This window comes from Azospira sp. MPR-LB4, assembly GCF_058809525.1.
In genome coordinates, this window is record NZ_CM179521.1 from 3,573,706 (window position 1) to 3,592,210 (window position 18,505).

20 protein-coding genes and 1 tRNA gene are annotated in these 18,505 nt (G+C 66.5%); 13 read left to right on the plus strand and 8 right to left on the minus strand.

What is annotated here, in order from left to right; genetic code table 11:
- Positions 1 to 10 precede the first annotated feature (10 nt).
- The 8 genes from AC3QLZ_RS16705 to rpoS all read left to right on the plus strand — a co-directional run bounded on the left by AC3QLZ_RS16705 (position 11) and on the right by rpoS (position 4,693).
- On the plus strand, positions 11 to 313 hold the full coding sequence (locus AC3QLZ_RS16705) for an integration host factor subunit alpha (RefSeq protein WP_014237035.1): 303 nt from the start codon (positions 11 to 13) through the stop codon (positions 311 to 313).
- A complete protein-coding gene (locus tag AC3QLZ_RS16710) occupies positions 297 to 665 on the plus strand; it encodes a MerR family transcriptional regulator (protein WP_014237036.1) in 369 nt (122 codons plus the stop codon). Before AC3QLZ_RS16705 ends, AC3QLZ_RS16710 begins: the two co-directional genes overlap by 17 nt.
- Before the next feature lie 49 nt (positions 666 to 714).
- A tRNA-Pro gene (locus AC3QLZ_RS16715) sits at positions 715 to 791 on the plus strand.
- 211 nt (positions 792 to 1,002) lie between these two features.
- Positions 1,003 to 1,320, plus strand: coding sequence for an H-NS histone family protein (locus AC3QLZ_RS16720; RefSeq protein WP_014237037.1), 318 nt, complete (start codon positions 1,003 to 1,005; stop codon positions 1,318 to 1,320).
- 56 nt (positions 1,321 to 1,376) lie between these two features.
- Positions 1,377 to 2,117, plus strand: coding sequence for a 5'/3'-nucleotidase SurE (surE, locus tag AC3QLZ_RS16725; RefSeq protein WP_014237038.1), 741 nt, complete (start codon positions 1,377 to 1,379; stop codon positions 2,115 to 2,117).
- Positions 2,117 to 2,791, plus strand: a complete 675-nt coding sequence (locus tag AC3QLZ_RS16730) for a protein-L-isoaspartate(D-aspartate) O-methyltransferase (RefSeq protein WP_014237039.1) — start codon at positions 2,117 to 2,119, stop codon at positions 2,789 to 2,791. Before surE ends, AC3QLZ_RS16730 begins: the two co-directional genes overlap by 1 nt.
- A complete protein-coding gene (locus AC3QLZ_RS16735) occupies positions 2,788 to 3,696 on the plus strand; it encodes a peptidoglycan DD-metalloendopeptidase family protein (RefSeq protein WP_014237040.1) in 909 nt (302 codons plus the stop codon). The genes AC3QLZ_RS16730 and AC3QLZ_RS16735 overlap by 4 nt, the downstream gene beginning before the upstream one ends.
- Before the next feature lie 94 nt (positions 3,697 to 3,790).
- On the plus strand, positions 3,791 to 4,693 hold the full coding sequence (gene rpoS / locus AC3QLZ_RS16740) for an RNA polymerase sigma factor RpoS (protein WP_492783640.1): 903 nt from the start codon (positions 3,791 to 3,793) through the stop codon (positions 4,691 to 4,693).
- Positions 4,694 to 4,745: 52 nt separating this feature from the next.
- Here the strand turns inward: rpoS and mltB are convergent, their stop codons facing one another.
- From mltB to AC3QLZ_RS16760, 4 genes are read right to left on the minus strand one after another with little or no spacing between them, the layout of a single operon-like run.
- The gene (mltB, locus tag AC3QLZ_RS16745) at positions 4,746 to 5,777 is read right to left on the minus strand and encodes a lytic murein transglycosylase B (RefSeq protein ID WP_014237042.1); all 1,032 of its coding nucleotides are present in this window, start codon (positions 5,775 to 5,777) and stop codon (positions 4,746 to 4,748) included.
- On the minus strand, positions 5,774 to 7,780 hold the full coding sequence (locus AC3QLZ_RS16750) for a transglutaminase TgpA family protein (RefSeq protein WP_014237043.1): 2,007 nt from the start codon (positions 7,778 to 7,780) through the stop codon (positions 5,774 to 5,776). Before AC3QLZ_RS16750 ends, mltB begins: the two co-directional genes overlap by 4 nt.
- Positions 7,777 to 8,751 (minus strand): DUF58 domain-containing protein, encoded by a 975-nt coding sequence (locus AC3QLZ_RS16755; RefSeq protein WP_014237044.1) that lies wholly within the window; start codon positions 8,749 to 8,751, stop codon positions 7,777 to 7,779. The genes AC3QLZ_RS16750 and AC3QLZ_RS16755 overlap by 4 nt, the downstream gene beginning before the upstream one ends.
- Positions 8,752 to 8,762: 11 nt before the next feature.
- Positions 8,763 to 9,704: an AAA family ATPase gene (locus AC3QLZ_RS16760; protein WP_014237045.1), complete on the minus strand. Its 942-nt coding sequence runs from the start codon at positions 9,702 to 9,704 to the stop codon at positions 8,763 to 8,765.
- A gap of 152 nt (positions 9,705 to 9,856) precedes the next feature.
- Between AC3QLZ_RS16760 and AC3QLZ_RS16765 the strand changes: the two genes are divergently transcribed.
- The 4 genes from AC3QLZ_RS16765 (at position 9,857) to AC3QLZ_RS16780 (ending at position 13,698) form a co-directional block, all read left to right on the plus strand.
- Positions 9,857 to 10,783 (plus strand): histone deacetylase family protein, encoded by a 927-nt coding sequence (locus AC3QLZ_RS16765; protein ID WP_014237046.1) that lies wholly within the window; start codon positions 9,857 to 9,859, stop codon positions 10,781 to 10,783.
- Between the two features lie 109 nt (positions 10,784 to 10,892).
- Positions 10,893 to 11,771 (plus strand): 4-hydroxy-tetrahydrodipicolinate synthase, encoded by an 879-nt coding sequence (gene dapA, locus AC3QLZ_RS16770; protein ID WP_014237047.1) that lies wholly within the window; start codon positions 10,893 to 10,895, stop codon positions 11,769 to 11,771.
- Positions 11,772 to 11,784: 13 nt separating this feature from the next.
- On the plus strand, positions 11,785 to 12,918 hold the full coding sequence (gene bamC / locus AC3QLZ_RS16775) for an NlpB/DapX family lipoprotein (RefSeq protein ID WP_014237048.1): 1,134 nt from the start codon (positions 11,785 to 11,787) through the stop codon (positions 12,916 to 12,918).
- A gap of 12 nt (positions 12,919 to 12,930) precedes the next feature.
- A complete protein-coding gene (locus AC3QLZ_RS16780) occupies positions 12,931 to 13,698 on the plus strand; it encodes an MBL fold metallo-hydrolase (RefSeq protein WP_014237049.1) in 768 nt (255 codons plus the stop codon).
- Positions 13,699 to 13,792: 94 nt separating this feature from the next.
- On the opposite strand, the gene AC3QLZ_RS16785 is transcribed toward AC3QLZ_RS16780, so the two are convergent.
- Entirely contained in the window at positions 13,793 to 14,041 is a 249-nt protein-coding gene (locus AC3QLZ_RS16785; protein WP_083833950.1) for a hypothetical protein, read from the minus strand.
- Positions 14,042 to 14,189: 148 nt separating this feature from the next.
- Positions 14,190 to 14,663: a DUF7931 domain-containing protein gene (locus AC3QLZ_RS16790; RefSeq protein WP_014237050.1), complete on the minus strand. Its 474-nt coding sequence runs from the start codon at positions 14,661 to 14,663 to the stop codon at positions 14,190 to 14,192.
- A gap of 123 nt (positions 14,664 to 14,786) precedes the next feature.
- Between AC3QLZ_RS16790 and rlmD the strand changes: the two genes are divergently transcribed.
- Positions 14,787 to 16,082, plus strand: a complete 1,296-nt coding sequence (rlmD, locus tag AC3QLZ_RS16795; protein WP_014237051.1) for a 23S rRNA (uracil(1939)-C(5))-methyltransferase RlmD — start codon at positions 14,787 to 14,789, stop codon at positions 16,080 to 16,082.
- 170 nt (positions 16,083 to 16,252) lie between these two features.
- On the opposite strand, the gene cysN is transcribed toward rlmD, so the two are convergent.
- Positions 16,253 to 17,527 carry a sulfate adenylyltransferase subunit CysN gene (gene cysN / locus AC3QLZ_RS16800; protein WP_014237052.1) on the minus strand — a complete coding sequence of 425 codons (1,275 nt, stop codon included), beginning with the start codon at positions 17,525 to 17,527 and terminating at the stop codon, positions 16,253 to 16,255.
- Positions 17,527 to 18,462: a sulfate adenylyltransferase subunit CysD gene (cysD, locus tag AC3QLZ_RS16805; protein ID WP_014237053.1), complete on the minus strand. Its 936-nt coding sequence runs from the start codon at positions 18,460 to 18,462 to the stop codon at positions 17,527 to 17,529. The genes cysN and cysD overlap by 1 nt, the downstream gene beginning before the upstream one ends.
- Positions 18,463 to 18,505: the final 43 nt, after the last annotated feature.

Consider the following 18,505-nt stretch of genomic DNA (forward strand, 5'->3'; position numbering starts at 1 on the left):
AGGGAAAACAATGACTCTCACCAAAGCAGAACTTGCCGACCTGCTTTTCGAAAAGGTCGGACTCAACAAGCGCGAAGCCAAGGACATGGTGGAAGCCTTTTTTGAGGAAATCCGCAATGCGCTGGAACGGGGCGAAGGCGTCAAGCTTTCCGGCTTCGGTAATTTCCAGTTGCGCGACAAGCCCCAGCGTCCTGGGCGCAACCCCAAGACCGGCGAGGAGATTCCGATCACCGCCCGCCGCGTCGTTACCTTCCATGCCAGCCAGAAGCTGAAGGCCGAGGTGGAGCAGTCCTACGATGGAAAGCAGTCCTAAGGAAAGCGGCAAGGAAGAGTTGCCGCCCATCCCCGCCAAGCGTTACTTCACCATCGGTGAAGTGAGCGAGCTTTGCGGCGTCAAACCCCACGTGCTGCGTTACTGGGAGCAGGAGTTCACCCAGCTGCGGCCGGTGAAACGCCGGGGCAACCGCCGCTATTACCAGCATCACGAAGTGCTGCTGGTGCGTCGCATCCGCGAACTTCTTTATAATCAGGGGTTTACCATTAGCGGTGCGCGTAATCGCCTGGAAGAGGGGCATGGCGCCACGGAATCCGGGGAGAGCACCGTTCCCGCTGCCCAGGCCTTGCGCCAGGAGCTTTTGGGGATTATTGAATTACTTCGTGTTTGAAAGCTATTTACAAATTTAATTCGTTTCTGTATAGTTTCGTTTCTCGAGTCGGGGCGTAGCGCAGCCTGGTAGCGCACTTGCATGGGGTGCAAGGGGTCGCGAGTTCGAATCCCGCCGCCCCGACCAGTAGTTCCGAAAAAACCGGCCCCAGGCCGGTTTTTTCATTTCCAGCTTTCCTTTTTCTCCTTGTTTCTCCATTTTTCCGATTTCAGCGGAGAATTATTCCTGTTGTCGATTGCGGCAGGGAAAATAATCCATATAAAATCGGTTGCCCGACAATGAGCTGTCCGCATTGTCGCCATCGAATCGATTCCCTTATTCCGTAAAGGAAATAAACATGGATATTTCTTCCCTGTCCCTGGCCGAACTGAAGCTTCTGCAACAGCAAATTCCCCTGGAAATCAAAAAGCGCGAGGTTCAGGAAAAGGAAAAAGTCCTGAATGAATTGAAACTGATTGCCGAATCCCGGGGCTTTTCCCTGGATCAGCTGCTCAAGGGCGGCGAAAAGGGCAAGGCCAAGTCCGGCCGCAGCGTTCAGGTGAAATACCGCCATCCCCAGAATGCCGACCTGGCCTGGACCGGTCGCGGCCGCAAACCCCAGTGGGTGCAGGAATGGCTGAACGGCGGGCGCAAGATCGAGGAACTGGCTGTCTGATCAGCTCCGGCCCGGTAGTTTCTTTCTGCCAACAATAAAAAGCCCTGTTCCGTTCCATGCGCATTCTCCTCAGTAACGACGACGGTTATTTCGCCACCGGCATTGAAGTGCTGGCCCGTACCCTGGCCGATATCGCCGACATCACCGTGGTCGCCCCCGAAAGGGACCGGAGCGGGGCGAGCAATTCCCTGACCCTGGACCGGCCCCTGTCCCTGCGGCGAGCCCCCAACGGCTTTTATTTCGTCAATGGCACGCCGACGGATTGCGTCCATCTCGCCGTCACCGGCATGCTGGACGAACTGCCGGACATGGTGGTCTCGGGCATCAACCATGGGGCCAACATGGGGGACGACACCGTCTATTCCGGCACCGTGGCGGCGGCGACGGAGGGCCATCTGCTGGGCGTGCCGGCCATTGCCGTTTCCCTGGTGGGCAAGGAAGCGAGCCAGTTCGAGACGGCAGCCCGGGTGGCCCGGGATCTGGTGCTGCGCTTCCAGCAGGCGCCCCTTGGCCAGCCGGCCCTACTCAACGTCAATGTGCCGGATGTGCCCTACTCCGAACTGAAGGGCGTGGCCGTGACCCGGTTGGGCAAGCGCCACAAGGCCGAGCCGGTGGTCAAGGCGCGCACGCCGCGCAATGAAACGGTTTACTGGGTTGGTGCTGCGGGTGCCGCCCAGGATGCCGGCGAAGGCACCGATTTCCATGCCGTGGCTCAGGGCTGGGCCTCTGTCACGCCGTTGCAGATCGACCTGACCCACAATCAGCAGCTGCCCGAGCTGCGGAACTGGTTGCGCTGATGGCAACGGGCGTTTCCGGTATCGGCATGACCTCCCTGCGCACCCGCATGCGCATGGTGGAGCGTCTGCGGGACAAGGGCATCGTGGACGAGACGGTGCTTGCCGCCATGGCTGCCGTGCCCCGCCACATCTTCGTCGAAGAGGCCATGGCCCACCGGGCCTATGAGGACACGGCCCTGCCTCTGGGGCATTCCCAGACCATTTCCCAGCCCTATATCGTGGCCCGCATGATCGAACTGTTGCGGGCCGGGCGTGAACAGAGCCTGCCCGGCGGTCTCGGCAAGACTCTGGAGATCGGCGCCGGTTGCGGCTACCAGGCAGCGGTGCTGGCCCAGCTGGCGCCAGACGTCTATGCCGTGGAACGGATCGAGCCCCTGATCGAACGGGCCAAGCAGAACCTGCGGCAGATGCAGCAGTTCAACGTGCGCCTCAAGTATGCCGACGGCCAACTGGGGCTGCCGGAAGCGGCCCCCTATCACACCATCATCGTCGCCGCCGCGGCCAACCGGGTGCCGCCCGCGCTTTTGCAGCAGCTGGCGGTTGGTGGCAGAATGGTCCTGCCCGTGGGGGCCGGCGAGCAAGCTCTGCACCTGATCGAACGCACGCCCCAGGGGTTCCTTGAGACCAAGCTTGACGCGGTGCGTTTCGTGCCGCTGCTGTCAGGAGTCGAATGAAAACGCCAGGTTTTATCTTCCGTGCCGCCACCCTAAGCGGCATTGCGGCCCTGCTGTTCCTGGCCGGTTGTGCCAGCCATGCGCCGGCGCCGGTGGTCGAGCGCGGGGTGCCGAGCAAGCCGGCTGCCGCCTCCAAGGACTTCTACACGGTCAAGAAGGGCGACACCCTCTACAGCATCGCCCTGGATAACGGCCAGGACTACAAGGACGTGGCCGCCTGGAACAACCTGGAAAATCCCAACCGCATCCTGGTGGGGCAGCAGCTGCGCGTGACGCCGCCCGACGGTGGTGCTGCCGGCACGGCGGTGGCCAAGCCCATCGGTGGCGGGGTGGTGGAAAGCCGTTCCCTGGATGGCGGCCCGGTGCCGGCTGCGGCCAGCGACACGCTCAAGCGGGAGCCCAAGGCCGGCAAGGAAGCCTATTCCGACCAGGCCTGGGCCAAGGCCCAGAACCAGAACAATGCCCAGGGCGCTGCCGCCAAGCCGGCAGAACCCGTCCGCAGCGAGGCGCCGGCTGCTGCTGCGGCCCCCGCTGCTGCCGATGTGACCTGGGCCTGGCCCGCCGGCGGCAAGTCCATTGCCGGCTTCAACGAGGCCACCAACAAGGGCGTGGACATCGCCGGCAAGCTGGGCGAACCGGTGCTGGCGGCGGCCGATGGCAAGGTGGTGTACAGCGGCAGCGGCCTGCGGGGCTACGGCAAGCTGGTGATCATCAAGCATGACGCCACCTTCCTCTCCGCCTACGCCCACAACAACAACATCCTGGTCAAGGAAGGCCAGTCCGTCACCCGGGGGCAGAAGATCGCCGAGATGGGCAATTCGGACACGGACCAGGTGAAGCTGCACTTCGAAATCCGTCGGCAGGGCAAGCCGGTGGATCCCACCCAGTACCTGCCCAAGCGCTGACAGGTCTGCCGTGCGCGACGACGCCGACGCCGCTGATTTTCCCGACGGGGATGCGGAGGAGGCGTTCGCCGCGGACGAGGCCCAGGACGAGTCCCTGGCTGCCGCTGCGACGGCGGCAGAAGGCGACGACGGGGCGCCGCCGGCCTATGAACTGCTCAACGACGTCACCCAGCTCTATCTCAACGAGATCGGTGCCAAGCCCCTGCTGACGCCGGCGGAGGAGCTGGAATGGTCCCGCCGGGCCAAGGCCGGGGAATTCGCCGCCCGGCAGAAGATGATCGAGCACAACCTGCGCCTGGTGGTGAATATCGCCAAGCACTACCTGAACCGGGGCATTCCGCTGCTCGATCTGGTGGAAGAGGGCAACCTGGGGCTCATCCATGCCCTGGAGAAATTCGATCCGGAGCGGGGCTTCCGCTTTTCCACCTACGCCACCTGGTGGATCCGCCAGAGCATCGAGCGGGCCATCATGAACCAGTCACGCACCATCCGTCTGCCGGTGCACGTGGTCAAGGAAATCAACGTGGTGCTGCGGGCCATGCGCCATCTGGACGGGGCCCGCGGCCTGACGCCGTCCCGGGAGACCCGGGTGGAGGAAGTGGCCCATCTGCTGGGCAAGCCAGTGGATGACATCCGCCACATCCTCCATCTCAACGAGCACGTGGCCTCCCTCGATACGCCCCTGGACATCGACCCCAACCACACGGTGGGGGACTCGGTGGCCGACGATTCCGCCGGGGCCGACCCGGTGGGGGTGCTGCAGGAAAACGAACTCAACGACCTGGTGCTGCAGTGGGTGGAACAGCTGCCGGAAAAGCAGCGCCAGGTGGTGGAGCGCCGTTACGGCCTGAAGGGGGCGGAGATCGCCACCCTGGAAGCCATCGCCGCCGACCTGGGGCTGACCCGGGAGCGGGTGCGGCAGATCCAGGGCGAGGCCCTGAGCCAGCTGCGGCGCATCATCAAGCGCGGCGGCGTGGACCGGGACAGCATCCTCTAGCAGGCCGTCCCCTCCGGCCTCCCGGCCCGACGCTCAGTGGCCCCGGGCCGGCCTACTGGCCGGCCGCAAGCAGGGCCTGTTTTTCTTCCCGCAGTTTCTCTCCCAGCTGGAACACCGCCATGGCGTAGAAGCTGGAGCGGTTGTAGCGGCTGATCACCCAGAAATTCTGTTCCCCCAGCCAGTATTCCGTCGGCGCATCCGGCGTCACCAGGTCCACCATGGCATAACGGGCCCCGTCCGGGCCCGGGGCGGCCAGGCCGGCCCGGCGCAGGGCGCCGGCGCTTTGCCGCAGGGTGAGGTCGGTCTGGGTCAGTTCCGTTGGCGGCTCCGTGCCCAGGGGCAGGGGATGGGCCACCGGGGCGCCGGTCTGCCAGCCGTGTTGGGCAAGGAAGCTGGCGACGCTGCCGATGGCGTCCTCCGGGCTGTTGCGCAGGTCTATCAGGCCGTCGCCGTCGAAATCCACGGCGAAGCGGCGCTGGCTGCTGGGCATGAACTGGGGAATGCCGATGGCGCCGGCGTAGGAACCCTTGATCTCCAGGGGCGACTGGCGATTCTCCCGGGCCAGCAGCAGGAAGTTTTCCAGCTCGCCGCGGAAGAACTCGGCCCGGGGCGGATAGCGGAAGGCCAGGGTGGCCAGGGCCTGCAGCACGGAATAGCGGCCGGTGTTGCGGCCGTATTCGGTTTCGACGCCGATGATGGCGACGATGATTTCCTCCGGCACGCCATAGACGGCGCTGGCCTTGGCGATGGTGGCGGCGTGGCGCTGCCAGAAAAGCAGGCCCTGCTGGCTGCGGCGGTCGTTCACGAAACGTTCCCGGTAGCGCTGCCAGGAGCGGCGCTCGACGCTGGCGGCCGGCTGGATGGCGCTGAGCACGGAGGCGTTGGGGCCGGTGGCGGCGAACAGGGATTTCAGTTCCGCCTCGCTGAAGCCGTGGCGCTGGGCCATGTCGGCGGCGAAGGCGGCGGCCTGCTCGTCGTTGGCGAAGGTTTCCTGGGGGCGGGCGCCGGCGGCGAAAGCGGGGGCGGCCAGGAGCGGGATGAATAGGGCGATTCGGGCGGCACTGCGCCGCAAGGCATGTTTCAAGAGGGTCTCCGGGATGGTAGCTCGCGGATGCAGGCGGCTAGCCGTTCTAGCAGTTGTTGTCGGTCACGGGGCGCCAATGGTGGCCCATAGCGCAGGGTGGCGTAAAGCCCCGCAATGGCTTCGGCCTGGGGCGCCAGGGTGGGCAGGCGCTCTCCCAGCCGGCGGCCGTAGGCCAGAGGGCCTTCCCACGGGGCCCGCGCCAGGTCCGGGGCGAGGCGGGCGCTGCGGCGGCAGAAGCGCTGCCACAGGCGCTCTTCCGGGGCCAGGCGGGGGCGCCGGCCCAGGCTCCACAGGGTCAGCAGAAGCAAGAGCAGGCCGCAGGCGGCGGCCAGGGCGGCGCTCATATTGCGCCAGTCCGGCTGCTGCAGGCCGAGGCGGGAGAGCAGCTGGCGCTGGCGTTCCGGGGTGTAGCCGAGGACCCACTGGTTCCAGGCGTTGTTGGCCGCTTCCCAGCGGTGGCGCAGGCGCACCAGCCAGTCCAGGTCCACCCGGGCCAGCAGGGGCAGGGCTTCGTCGTCGGGCAGGGCGGCGGCGATGCCGGCCTCGATGCGCGCCGGGGAAATGGCCGCGGTGGGGTCCACCCGCCGCCAGCCCTGGTCTTCCAGCCAGACTTCGGCCCAGGCGTGGGCGTCGGACTGGCGCACCGTCAGGTAGCCGTCCACCGGGTTGATGTCGCCGCCCTGGTAGCCGGTCACCACCCGGGCCGGCACGCCGGCGGCCCGCATCAGGACGACGAAGGCCGAGGCGTAGTGTTCGCAGAAGCCGCGGCGGGTGGCGAACAGGAACTCGTCCACCCCGTCCCGTCCCAGCAGGGGCGCGCGCAGGGTGTAGAAGAAGGGTTCCTGGCGGAAGTGGGCCAGGGCCCGCTGCACCAGGCTGGCCGGGCGGGGATCGGCGCGACGCCACTGTTCCGCCAGTTCCCGGGTGCGCGGATTGCGTTCTGCCGGCAACTGCAGGGCCCGCTGCAACACCAGGGGCTGCTCCTGGCGGTTGTGGCGGTAGTCCAGCACCGAGCGGAAGGCCTGCCGGCTGCGGCTGGTCAGGGGCGCCGGCGCCAGCACCTGCAGGTCGTAGCCGATGCCGGCTTCGGCGGGGACGGCGGTGGGGCTGTCCAGGGCCAGCAGCCAGCGCTGGTTGTGGGGTTCCAGGGTGGTGACGTAGGCCACTTCCGGGCCCCGGGCTTCCACCTGGGGCTTGCGCTGGGGCAGGAAGCGGGGGCGCCAGACGCCGTCGGCGAAATAGTCCAGCACCGGGCCGCGCCAGTAGAGCTGGGAGCGGGGCGGCGTCTCGCCCTGGAACTGGACGCGGAAGGCGATGCTGCCGTTCTGGATGAGATTGGCCAGGCTGCCCGGGGCCATGGTCTCCGAGAGGCCGCTGAGCCCGGCATGGGCGTCCCGGGGCAGGCCCCAGAGGGGGCCGGATATGCGCGGAAAGAGCAGGTACAGCACCAGCATGAAGGGCAGGGCCTGCAGGGTCAGCACACCGGCGTAGCGCAGGCTGGCCAGGGGCCGGGCCCGGTCGTCGCCGTGCAGGCGCAGCAGGGTCGCCGTGAGCAGCACCAGGGCCAGGAGCATCCACAGGCCGGTGGGAATGCTCTGGGAGTGAAAGTAGTGGGTGAGCAGGAGGAAGTAGCCCAGCATCAGCACCACCACCCCGTCCCGGCGCTGCCTCAGTTCCATCAGCTTGAGGGCCAGGAACAGCACCAGCAGGCTGACACCCGCATCCCGGCCGAGGAGGGTGCGGTATTCGACGACGATGGCGGCCAGGCTGCCGAGGGACACCAGGGACAGCAGCCAGCGGGGCGGCAGGGGCAGCTGGCGCAGCCACAGCCAGGCGCGCCAGGCCAGGACCAGACCGGCAATGGCAGTGAGCCAGAGGGGCTGGTGCAGGGTGTGGGGCCCGGCCGTGGCGAGGGCGCACAGCAGCAGCCAGGGCAGCACGCTGTGGGACAGGGGCGCCGGCAGCGGACGGCGCTGCCGGCGCCAGGGCAGGCGCCAGTTCATGGCTGACGGGTTCCCGCAGGCGACCACAGGGCCAGGGTTTCCAGGCAGCGCTGGCGGTGGGCCGGGCCGCTGCCCCGGGGGACGTCCACTCCGGGCAGCTGCAGGCCGTAGCTCAGGCCCTCGGCTTCCGCCGCCAGGACCCAGCCGGTGAGGAGGGAGAGGCCCCGTTCCACGTCGCAGCCCGGGGGCAGGTCCTGCCAGTCAAGGCGGATTTCCTCGGCGCCGCCGCCGGCAAAGTGCTTCACCGGCAGGGGCCGTTCTGCCGGCTCCCGGGCTGCCGCCTTCCAGGCGATGTGGCGCAGGGGGTCGGCCGGCTGGCGCGGACGCAGTCCGGCGAAGTCCTCCTGGCCGTTGCCGCCCCGGCTGTCGCCGGCCTGGGGTACGCTGCGGGCCCGGGGCAGGGGGCTGGACAGGGGGGCGGGATAGACCAGGTGCCGGGCCGCGGGCAGAAAGTAGGCCCAGGCGCGGAAGAGGCCCAGGGGATAGACGCTGGCGACGGTCAGCCGCGGCAGGGGGCGGTAGCCCCGGGGCTGGGGCGGCAGGGGCAGGCTGACGCTGCTGCTGTCCGGGAGCTCCAGTTCCGCCAGGATGGGGCCGGCACCGGCGTCCAGGGCCAGGGCCCGTCGCGGCCGGGTGTCGGGGCGGTCCAGGTGCAGGGTCAGGCGGGCCTGCTCGCCGGCGAAGACCGGAGCCACGGCGCCGGCCTGGAGCCCCAGGCCGAGCAGGTTGCGGAAGGTATGCACCATGGCCACCAGTCCCAGTCCCGCCAGCAGGAACACCAGGGCGTGGCCCAGGGCCAGGTCGTAATTAATGGCCCCCAGGAGCATCACCACCAGGGCCAGGGCGTAGAGGAGGCCGCTGCGGGTGGGCAGGATGTAGATGCGCCGCCGCTCCAGGCGGACTGCGCCGCCCTCGGGCTGGAGACGGAATAGCCAGCGTTGCCAGCGCTGGGCCTGGGCGCGCAGGTCCATGGTCTGCCGGTTCAGGGCAGGGCCACGCCCCGCAGCAGGGCCAGGGCTTCCTCGGGACTGGCATGGCCGCTGCCCTGGGCCAGGGGCAGGCGGTGGCAGGCGAGGGCGGGCCAGACGGCCTGGACGTCTTCCGGCAGCACCTGGCGGCGTCCGGCCAGGTAGGCCCAGGCCCGGGACACCGCCAGCAGGGCCAGGGCGGCCCGGGGGCTGAGGCCGTGGCGGAAGGCGGGGGCGCGCCGGCTGGCTTCCACCAGGGCCTGCACATAGTCGAGCAGGGGCGGCGCCGCATGGACCCGCGCCACCTCGTCCTGCAATCCGGCCAGGGCAGGGGGCGTCAGGCAGGGCGCCAGCGCAGCCACCTGGCTGCGGCGGCCGCCGGATTCGAGCAGGGCCCGTTCGGCCCGGCTGTCCGGGTAGCCCAGTTCCAGGCGCAGGAGGAAACGGTCCAGCTGGGACTCGGGCAGGGGAAAGGTGCCGACCTGGTGGGCCGGGTTCTGGGTGGCGATGACGAAAAAGGGTTCCGGCAGGGGCCGGGTGATGCCTTCGGCGGTCACTTGGTGTTCTTCCATGGCTTCGAGCAGGGCGCTCTGGGTCTTCGGCGTGGCCCGGTTGATTTCGTCCGCCAGCACCACCTGGGTGAAGATGGGCCCGGGGAGGAAGCGGAAGTCGGCGTGTTCCCGGTCGAAGATGGAGACGCCCAGGATGTCCGCCGGCAGCATGTCGCTGGTGAACTGGATGCGCTGGAAGTCCAGGCCCAGTAGCCGGGCCAGGGTGTGGGCCAGGGTTGTCTTGCCGACGCCGGGCAGGTCCTCGATGAGCAGGTGGCCCCGGGCCAGCAGGCAGGCCAGGGCCAGCCGGACCTGGGTGTCCTTGCCGAGGATGACGCGGTTGGCGGCATCGAGGACGGCGGTGATGCCGTCGCCCGGAGAGGTCTGGGAGGCTGGAAGGGGCATGGCTTGTGGCTTCCCGATGTTGGGATAATAATCACAGATGAGAACGGTAGCAGCACGAACGATTATATCCATAACCAAAATCCGGACCGGGAGGAGACGTCTCCGCACAGGAGACAGCGCACCCAGGGCCGCTCAACGCTCGGACGACCTACGTGACCACCACCGCCTTCATTACCCATCGGGACTGCCAGTTGCATGACATGGGGTCCTATCACCCGGAATGTCCCGCCCGTCTCACGGCCATCAGCGACCAGATGATCGCCCAGGGGCTGGATCCCTATTTTTCCTACTATGACGCGCCCCTGGCCACCCTGGAGCAGATGCTGCGCGCCCACTCGCCGGCCTACCTGGAACGGCTCAAGCGCACGGCCCCGGAAAACGGCATCGCCCACCTGGACCCGGATACGGCCATGAATCCCCACACCTGGACGGCGGCCCAACGTTCCGCCGGCGCCGGCGTCATGGCCGTGGACCTGGTGCTGAAGGGCGAGGCGACAGATGCCTTCTGTGCCATCCGTCCCCCCGGCCACCACGCCGAGCGGGAAAACTGCATGGGCTTCTGCTTCGTCAACAACATCGCCGTGGCGGCCCGCCATGCCCTGGAAGTCCATGGCCTGAAGCGGGTGGCCATCGTCGATTTCGACGTGCACCACGGCAACGGCACCGAAGACATCTTCAAGGACGATCCGCGGGTGCTCATGGTCAGCATGTTCCAGCACCCCTTCTTCCCCTACAGCGGGGCCGACGGGACTGCCGACAACATGTGCAACGTGCCCCTGCCGGCCGGCACCGGCGGCGAGGACTTCCGCATGGTCGTTTCCGACATCTGGCTGCCCCGCCTGCACGAGTTCCGGCCCGAGCTGCTGTTCATTTCCGCCGGCTTCGACGCCCACTACGAAGACGACATGGGCAGCATGAAGCTGGTGGAGTCCGACTTCGCCTGGGTCACCCAGCAACTGAAAACGGTGGCCCAGCGCCACTGCCAGGGGCGCATCGTCTCCATGCTGGAAGGCGGTTACGTCCTCTCCTCACTGGCGCGCAGCGTTTGCGCCCACCTGCGGGCCCTGGCCGATCTCTGAGCCTTGCCCGGGACCCGGGCGCCTCAGGCCCGGGTCACATTCCTTTACACTTCTGCCCTGATCTTCGGGGTAGAATCCTGCGATCATTTTTCCCGAATTCGTGACCTCCATGATTACCGGTTCCATTGTTGCCATCGTCACCCCCATGTCCGACGATGGCCGTCTCGATTACGACAGCCTGAAGAAGCTCATCGATTTCCACGTACAGGAAGGGACGGACGGCATCGTCATCGTCGGCACCAGCGGCGAGTCCCCCACCGTCAATGTGGACGAGCATGCCGAGCTGATCCGTACCACGGTCAAGCATGCAGCCGGCCGGATTCCGGTGATCGCCGGTACCGGCGCCAATTCCACTTCCGAGGCCATCGAGCTGACCCGCTTCGCCAAGAGCGTCGGCGCCGATGCGGCCCTCTCCGTGGTGCCCTACTACAACAAGCCGACCCAGGAAGGCCTGTACCAGCATTTCCGTTCCATCGCCGAAGCGGTGGACATCCCGGTGATTCTCTACAACGTGCCCGGCCGTACCGTGGCGGACATGTCCAACGACACCGCCCTGCGCCTGGCCCAGATCGACAACGTGGTGGGCATCAAGGACGCCACCGGCAACCTGGAGCGCGGCGCCGACCTGATCGCCCGCGCCCCGGCCGACTTCGCCGTCTATAGCGGCGACGACGCTTCCGCCGTGGCCCTGATCCTGCTGGGCGGCAAGGGCGACATTTCCGTCACCGCCAACGTGGCGCCGCGCCTGATGCACGAAATGTGCGCCGCCGCCCTGGCCGGCGACGTGGCCAAGGCCCGGGAAATCCACTTCAAGCTGCTGGGACTGCACCGCCATCTGTTCTGCGAAGCCAATCCCATCCCGGTGAAGTGGGCCGTGCAGCAACTGGGCCTCATCCCCGGCGGCATCCGCCTGCCCCTGACCACCCTCTCGCCCGAATGCCACGAGCGGGTGCGCTCTGCCATGCGCCAGGCCGGCGTGCTTGCCTAAGTTACGGAATCCCATGAAGCGTATCGTTTGCACGCCCCTGGTGGCGTCCCTCCTGCTGGCAGGGTGCAGCGGCATCCTGCCGGAATCGAAGAAGATTGATTACAAGTCGGCCATCAAGGCCCCGACCCTGGAGATTCCTCCGGACCTGACCTCCCCCACCCGGGATGACCGCTATGCGGTGCCGGATACGGGCGGCCGCGGCAGCGCCACCTTCTCCGCCTATGCGGCCGAGCGGGATCCCCAGGCCCGGGGCTCCGCCAAGAGCAGCGAAGTGCTGCCTCAGGTGGACAAGACCCGCATCGAGCGTTCCGGTACCCAGCGCTGGCTGGTGGTGGCCGGCACCCCCGACCAGGTCTGGCCCATGATCAAGGACTTCTGGCAGGAAACCGGCTTCCTGGTCAATGTGGAAGTGCCCGAGGCCGGCGTGATGGAAACCGACTGGGCTGAAAACCGCGCCAAGATCGGCGAGGACATCATCCGCAGCACCCTGGGCAAGATGTTCGACTCCCTCTATTCCACCGCCGAGCGCGACAAGTTCCGCACCCGTATCGAGCCGGGGGCCGAGCCGGGCACCGTGGATATTTTCATCAGCCATCGCGGCATGTATGAGGTGTATATCTCCGAAGGCAAGGACCAGACCCGCTGGCAGCCTAGGGAAGCGGATCCGGAACTGGAGGCGGAGATGCTGCGCCGCCTGATGGTCCGTTTCGGCACGGAAGAGAAGAAGGCCGAGGCCATGGTGGCTGCGGCTAAGGACCGTCAGGTCGAGCGGGCCAAACTGACCCGGGCCGATGACGGCCAGGGCGCCCTGGAACTGCAGGAACGCTTCGACCGGGCCTGGCGCCGCGTCGGCCTGTCCCTGGATCGGGTCGGCTTCACCGTGGAAGACCGGGATCGCTCCAAGGGTCTGTTCTTCGTCCGTTATGTGGACCCGGAAGTGGACGACAAGAAGGCCGACAAGAGCTTCATGTCCAAGCTGGCCTTCTGGAAGGGTGACGACAAGTCCGATTCCAAGATCCAGTACCGCATCCTGGTGAAGGATCAGGGCAGCAGTTGTACCGTCCAGGTGCTTTCCCGCGAAGGCGGTGTGGACCGTTCCGATACCGCCAAGAAGATTCTGGGCCTGCTGTACGAACAGTTGAAGTAAGCGACCGCCGCCATGCGCTTCGCCTCCCTGGGAAGCGGCAGCCGGGGCAACGGTCTGTTGGTCGAGTCCGGTGGCACGCGCGTGCTGCTGGACTGCGGCTTCTCCCTGCGGGAAGCCACTTACCGGCTGCAGCGCCTGGGGGTGGAGCCGGAAACCCTGGCCGGCGTGCTGGTCACCCATGAGCATTCCGACCATCTGGCCGGTGTGGTGCGCCTGGCTGCCAGGTTCAACCTGCCGGTGTGGCTGACTCCGGGTACCGCGACCATGCTGCCGGAGTCCGAGTCCGCCTACGGGCAGCTACGGCGTATCGACAGCCAGCAGTCCCTGGCTGTCGGCGATCTGGAAATCCTGCCTTTCACCGTACCCCACGATGCCCGGGAGCCCGTCCAGTATGTCTTTGGCGACGGCAACCGGCGCCTGGGCGTGCTCACCGATTGCGGCAGCCTGACCTCCCACGTGCTGGAGGTATTGCAGGCCTGCGATGGCCTGTTCCTCGAATGCAACCACGATCCGGATCTGCTGGCTGCATCTGCTTATCCCCCCTTTCTCAAGCGCCGTATCGGCGGCAGCCATGGCCACCTGGCCAACGACGTGGCGGCGGAATTGCTGACCCGTTTGGATACTTCCACCCTGCAGCATGTGGTGGCCGCCCATCTGAGCGAGAAGTGCAACCGGCCCGAACTGGCCGTGGCCGCCTTGAGCGGGGCCCTGGGTTGTGCAGCGGAGTGGATCGGGGTGGCGGATCAGGAAAACGGGGTGGGGTGGCGCAGCTTCTGCTGATGGGGCCTGGGGGAGTTGCTTCTCGCCCGGGAAAAAACAGGCAATAAAAAAGCCGACCCGGAGGTCGGCTTTTTTCTACTGCGCAACAGCGAGATTACTTCTTCTCGGCGGGAGCGGCAGCAGCTTCAGCGGGGGCAGCAGCGGCGGGAGCAGCAGCGCCTTCAGCGGGCTTGGCAGCGTCAGCAGCGGGAGCAGCAGCTTCAGCGGGGGCAGCAGCGGGAGCGGCCGGAGCAGCGGGGGCTTCAGCAGCGGGAGCCGGAGCGGCGACGACGGGTTCTTCTTTCTTGCCGCAAGCGGAAACGGCCAGGGCAACCAGAGCAGCAACGAGGAGAGAGTGCTTCATTGTTTATTCCCTATCAATTAGTGTGTGATCCAAACAATCCTGAGGCTGATCAGCCAGGGGGGGCTAATCAGGGCGGCATTATAGCAGTAAATTCAGCCGGGTATAGCCTGCAAGGCCCTTTTCTATACGCCTGGCATGTAACAGATTGTCACAGACCCAGGGGGGTATGGGCGACCGCGCTGCACCCTTCGGCCAGGATGGACTCGAAACGCTTGGCGTAGGGGTGGCAGGCCCGGGCATCGGCCTCGATGCATTTGCCCCGGGGCTGTTCCCGGTGGAAACGCAGCAGGGCGTGCTCAGAATCGATCAGGACCATGGCGTCCTGCAGGTTGGCCAGGCTTTCCGGGGCCTGCAGCCAGGTGAAGGCGTGGCCGTGCTGGCGCGCCAGCTGTACCAGCCGGGGGCAGCCGGTCTGGCTGGGGCCGGGGTGCTGCAGCACCAGGGTCAGGCGGGTATTGGGGCGGCGCAGGAACTCCTGCAGCAGGGCGATCCGCTCCGGGCTTTCCAGCGGAAAACTGGACAGGTCGCCGTCGAAGATGCGGATGGACTGCTGCGCCAGGGGCAGCAGCTGGAGCAGGGCCGCATCCAGTTCGGTGCGGCTGGTGAGAAGGCGTTCAGGCATGGTGGGCTCCCGTGGAGTGCCTACCATAGCAACCGCCATGGGGCGGCGCAACCGCTGCCGCCGGCTGGCTTTGCCTTTGCCGGCGCGCTGGTAGAATGGCGCCTTTTTTCGGGGGATGGGCCCATGCCTGTCGGCAAGATCGAATCCTTGGACCACGACGCCCGGGGCGTGACGCGCCTGGAGGGCAAGACCGTGTTCGTGGAAGGTGCCCTCCCCGGGGAAACGGTGGAGTACGCCCTGTTCCGGGAGAAACCCAATTACGCCGTGGGTGAGGTCAGCGCCGTGCTGCGCCCCTCCTGCGCCCGGGTTCCTCCCCGCTGTCCCCATTTCGGCACCTGCGGCGGCTGCAGCATGCAGCACCTGGAGCCCACCGCCCAGGTGGCGGCCAAGCAGCGCCTGCTGGAAAACAACCTGTGGCACCTGGCCCGGCTCAAGCCGGAGCAGGTCTACAACCCCATCTACGGCCCTACCTGGGGCTATCGCCACCGGGCCCGGCTGACCGTGCGCATGGTGGAATCCAAGGGGATGCTGGTGGGCTTCCACGAGAAGCGCAGCAGCTATGTGGCCGACCTGCATACCTGTCCCATCCTGCCGGCCCACGTTTCCGACCTGCTGGTGCCCCTGCGCCAGCTCTTCGTGCGCCTCTCGATCCGGGACCGGCTGCCCCAGGTGGAAATCGCCGTGGGCGAGAAGTGCACGGTCATGGTGCTGCGCATCCTGGAGCCCCTCAGCGGGGCCGACGAGAAGCTGCTGCGGGCCTTTGCCGACGAGCACGGCATCGTTTTTTTCCTGCAGCCCAAGGGACCGGCTTCGGCCTACCGCTTCCATCCCGTGGATGGTCCTGACCTCTCCTACCTGCTGCCGGAGTTCGGGCTGGAAATGCGTTTTTCCCCCACCGAATTCACCCAGGTCAATCCGGGCATCAACCAGATGCTCATCCGCCGCGCCATGCGTCTGCTGGACCCGCAGCCCGGGGAGCGCATCGCCGACCTGTTCTGCGGCCTGGGCAACTTCACCCTGCCCATCGCCCGCAGCGGCGCCCGGGTGGTGGGGGTGGAAGGCCTCAAGGAACTGACCCGGCGGGCCGAGGAGAATGCGGCGGCCAACGGCCTGGCTGCCAACGTTTCCTTCGGCGTCGCCAATCTCTTTGAATGCACGCCCAAGTCCCTCGGTGCCCTGGGCCATTTCGACAAGATGCTGATCGACCCGCCCCGGGAAGGGGCGGTGGAAGTGGTCAAGGCCCTGGGGGAGGATAGTCCCGGCCGCATCGTCTATGTCTCCTGCAACCCCTCCACCCTGGCCCGGGACGCGGCCATCCTGGTGCATCAGAAGGGCTACCGCTTCAGCGGTGCCGGCATCGTGAACATGTTCCCCCACACTTCCCACGTGGAATCCATCGCCCTGTTCGAGAAGGCATAGCCGCCAAAAATCAGGTGCCCCGGAAAGTAGAAGGGACGCCATTCTCCAGCTTGATGCTCTGGAGAATGGCGTCCCTCTTGCCTTTCAGGGTGCCTGCCACTTCAGCCCCATGGGCGCCTCAATCTCGGTGCCCTCGGTGTCCTCTGTGGCTAAAAAGCCCTTAACCCACCTCAGCCGATCATCCCCGCGCCGATGGTGTTGTTGGTGCTTTCATCGATGACGATGAAGGCGCCGGTGGCCCGGTTCTGGCTGTAGGGGTCGATGAACAGGGGCTGGGCCAGCTTGAAGCTGACGCGGGCGATGTCGTTCATCTGCAGCTTGTCCGTGGCCTGCTGTTCCAGGGTGTTCACGTCCACCCGGTAATCGATGCTGGCCACCTTGGCCTTCACTTCCCGGGTGGTGTGGCGGATCAGGTAGGTGCGGGCCCGGTCCAGGGGCGTTTCCGCCAGCCAGCAGACGGTGGTGTCGATCTGCTTCACCACCTGGGGCTGGGCCGCGCTGCGCACGATCATGTCGCCCCGGGAAATGTCAATCTCGTCTTCCAGCAGCAGGGTCACGGATTGCTCGGAAACGGCCGCGGGAATGCTCTGGCCGCCGATCTGGATGTCCTTGACCCTGGTTTCCCGGCCGGAAGGCAGCACGGTGACCGCTTCACCGACAGCCAGCTCGCCGGATTCGACCCGGCCCATAAAGCCCCGGTAGTCGTGCAGTTCCGGATTGGCAGAATCCTGGGGGCGGCAGACGAACTGCACCGGGAAGCGGAAGGCTTCGGCCTGCTCGCTGTGGGCGCCGGGAGCGGCCTCCAGGATTTCCAGCAGGGTCGGGCCCTTGTACCAGGAAAGGGATTCTCCCCGGTCCACCACCATGTCGCCGTTGAGGGCGGAGAGGGGGATGAAGCGCACGTCCTCGATGCCCAGCTGGGCGGCGAAGGCCAGGTAGTCGGCCTTGATCTTCTCGAACACGGCCTGGTCGTAATTGACCAGATCCATCTTGTTCACCGCCACCAGCAGGTGTGGAATGTTCACCAGGTGGGCCAGGTAGGAGTGGCGCCGGGTCTGGGTCAGCACGCCCTTGCGCGCATCCACCAGGATGATGGCCAGGTTGGCGGTGGAGGCGGCGGTCACCATGTTGCGGGTGTACTGCTCGTGGCCTGGGGCGTCGGCGATGATGTACTTGCGGGTGCCGGTGCTGAAGTAGCGGTAGGCCACGTCGATGGTGATGCCCTGTTCCCGCTCGGCCTGCAGGCCGTCGGTGAGCAGGGAGAGGTCCACCGCTTCCATGCCGCGCTTCTGGGAAGTGCGCTCGATGGCGGAGAGGGTGTCGGCCAGGATGGTCTTGGTGTCGAACAGCAGGCGCCCGATCAGGGTGCTCTTGCCGTCGTCCACGCTGCCGCAGGTGAGGAAGCGCAGCAGGCCGTGATCTTCAATTTTTTCGGGGGCGGACATCAGAAATACCCTTCCTTCTTACGCTGTTCCATGGAGGCCTCGCTGGTCTGGTCGTCCAGACGGGTGGCGCCCCGTTCGGTGATGGTGGTGGTGGCGGTTTCGAGAACGATCTTCTCCACCGTGTCGGCGTCGGATTCGACCGGGGCGGTGCAGGAGATATCGCCCACGGTGCGGAAGCGTACCTGCAGGTCGATGATTTCCTCGCCGGCCTTGGGCAGGTTGGTCAGCTCGCCGGAAACCAGGGGCACATTGACCGGGACGATGGCGCCCTGGCGCATCACCACCGGGCGGGTGTGGGCGAAGTAGATGGAGGGCAGCTCCAGGCCTTCCCGCTCGATGTACTGCCAGACGTCCATTTCCGTCCAGTTGGAGATGGGGAAGGCGCGGATGTTCTCGCCCTTGTGGGCCCGGGCGTTGTAGAGGTTCCACAGCTCGGGGCGCTGGTTCTTCGGGTCCCATTGGCCGAACTCGTCGCGGAAGCTCATGATGCGCTCCTTGGCCCGGGCCTTTTCTTCGTCCCGGCGGGCGCCGCCGATGCAGCAGTCGAAACCGAATTCCTCAATGGCTTCGAGCAGGGTCACGGACTGGTGCTTATTGCGGGATTCGCCCTCGTGCTTGAGCACCACGGTGCCGCGCTTCATGGAGTCTTCCACGGAACGCACGATGAGGCGCTCGCCCAGCTCGGCGGCCCGCTTGTCGCGGAATTCCACCACTTCCTGGTAGTTGTGGCCGGTGTCGATGTGCATCAGGGGGAAGGGGAAGCGGCCTGGGCGGAAGGCCTTTTCGGCGATGCGCAGCATGCAGATGGAGTCCTTGCCGCCGGAGAAGAGCAGCACCGGGTTGGCGCACTGGCCGGCCACTTCACGCATGATGTGAATGGCCTCCGCCTCGAGCCAGTCGAGGTGGGAGAGGGTTTGCTTGGTCAGAGTGGTCATTTTTCAGTACCGGGTCGCAACGTTTTCTAAGATCGGCGGAGCT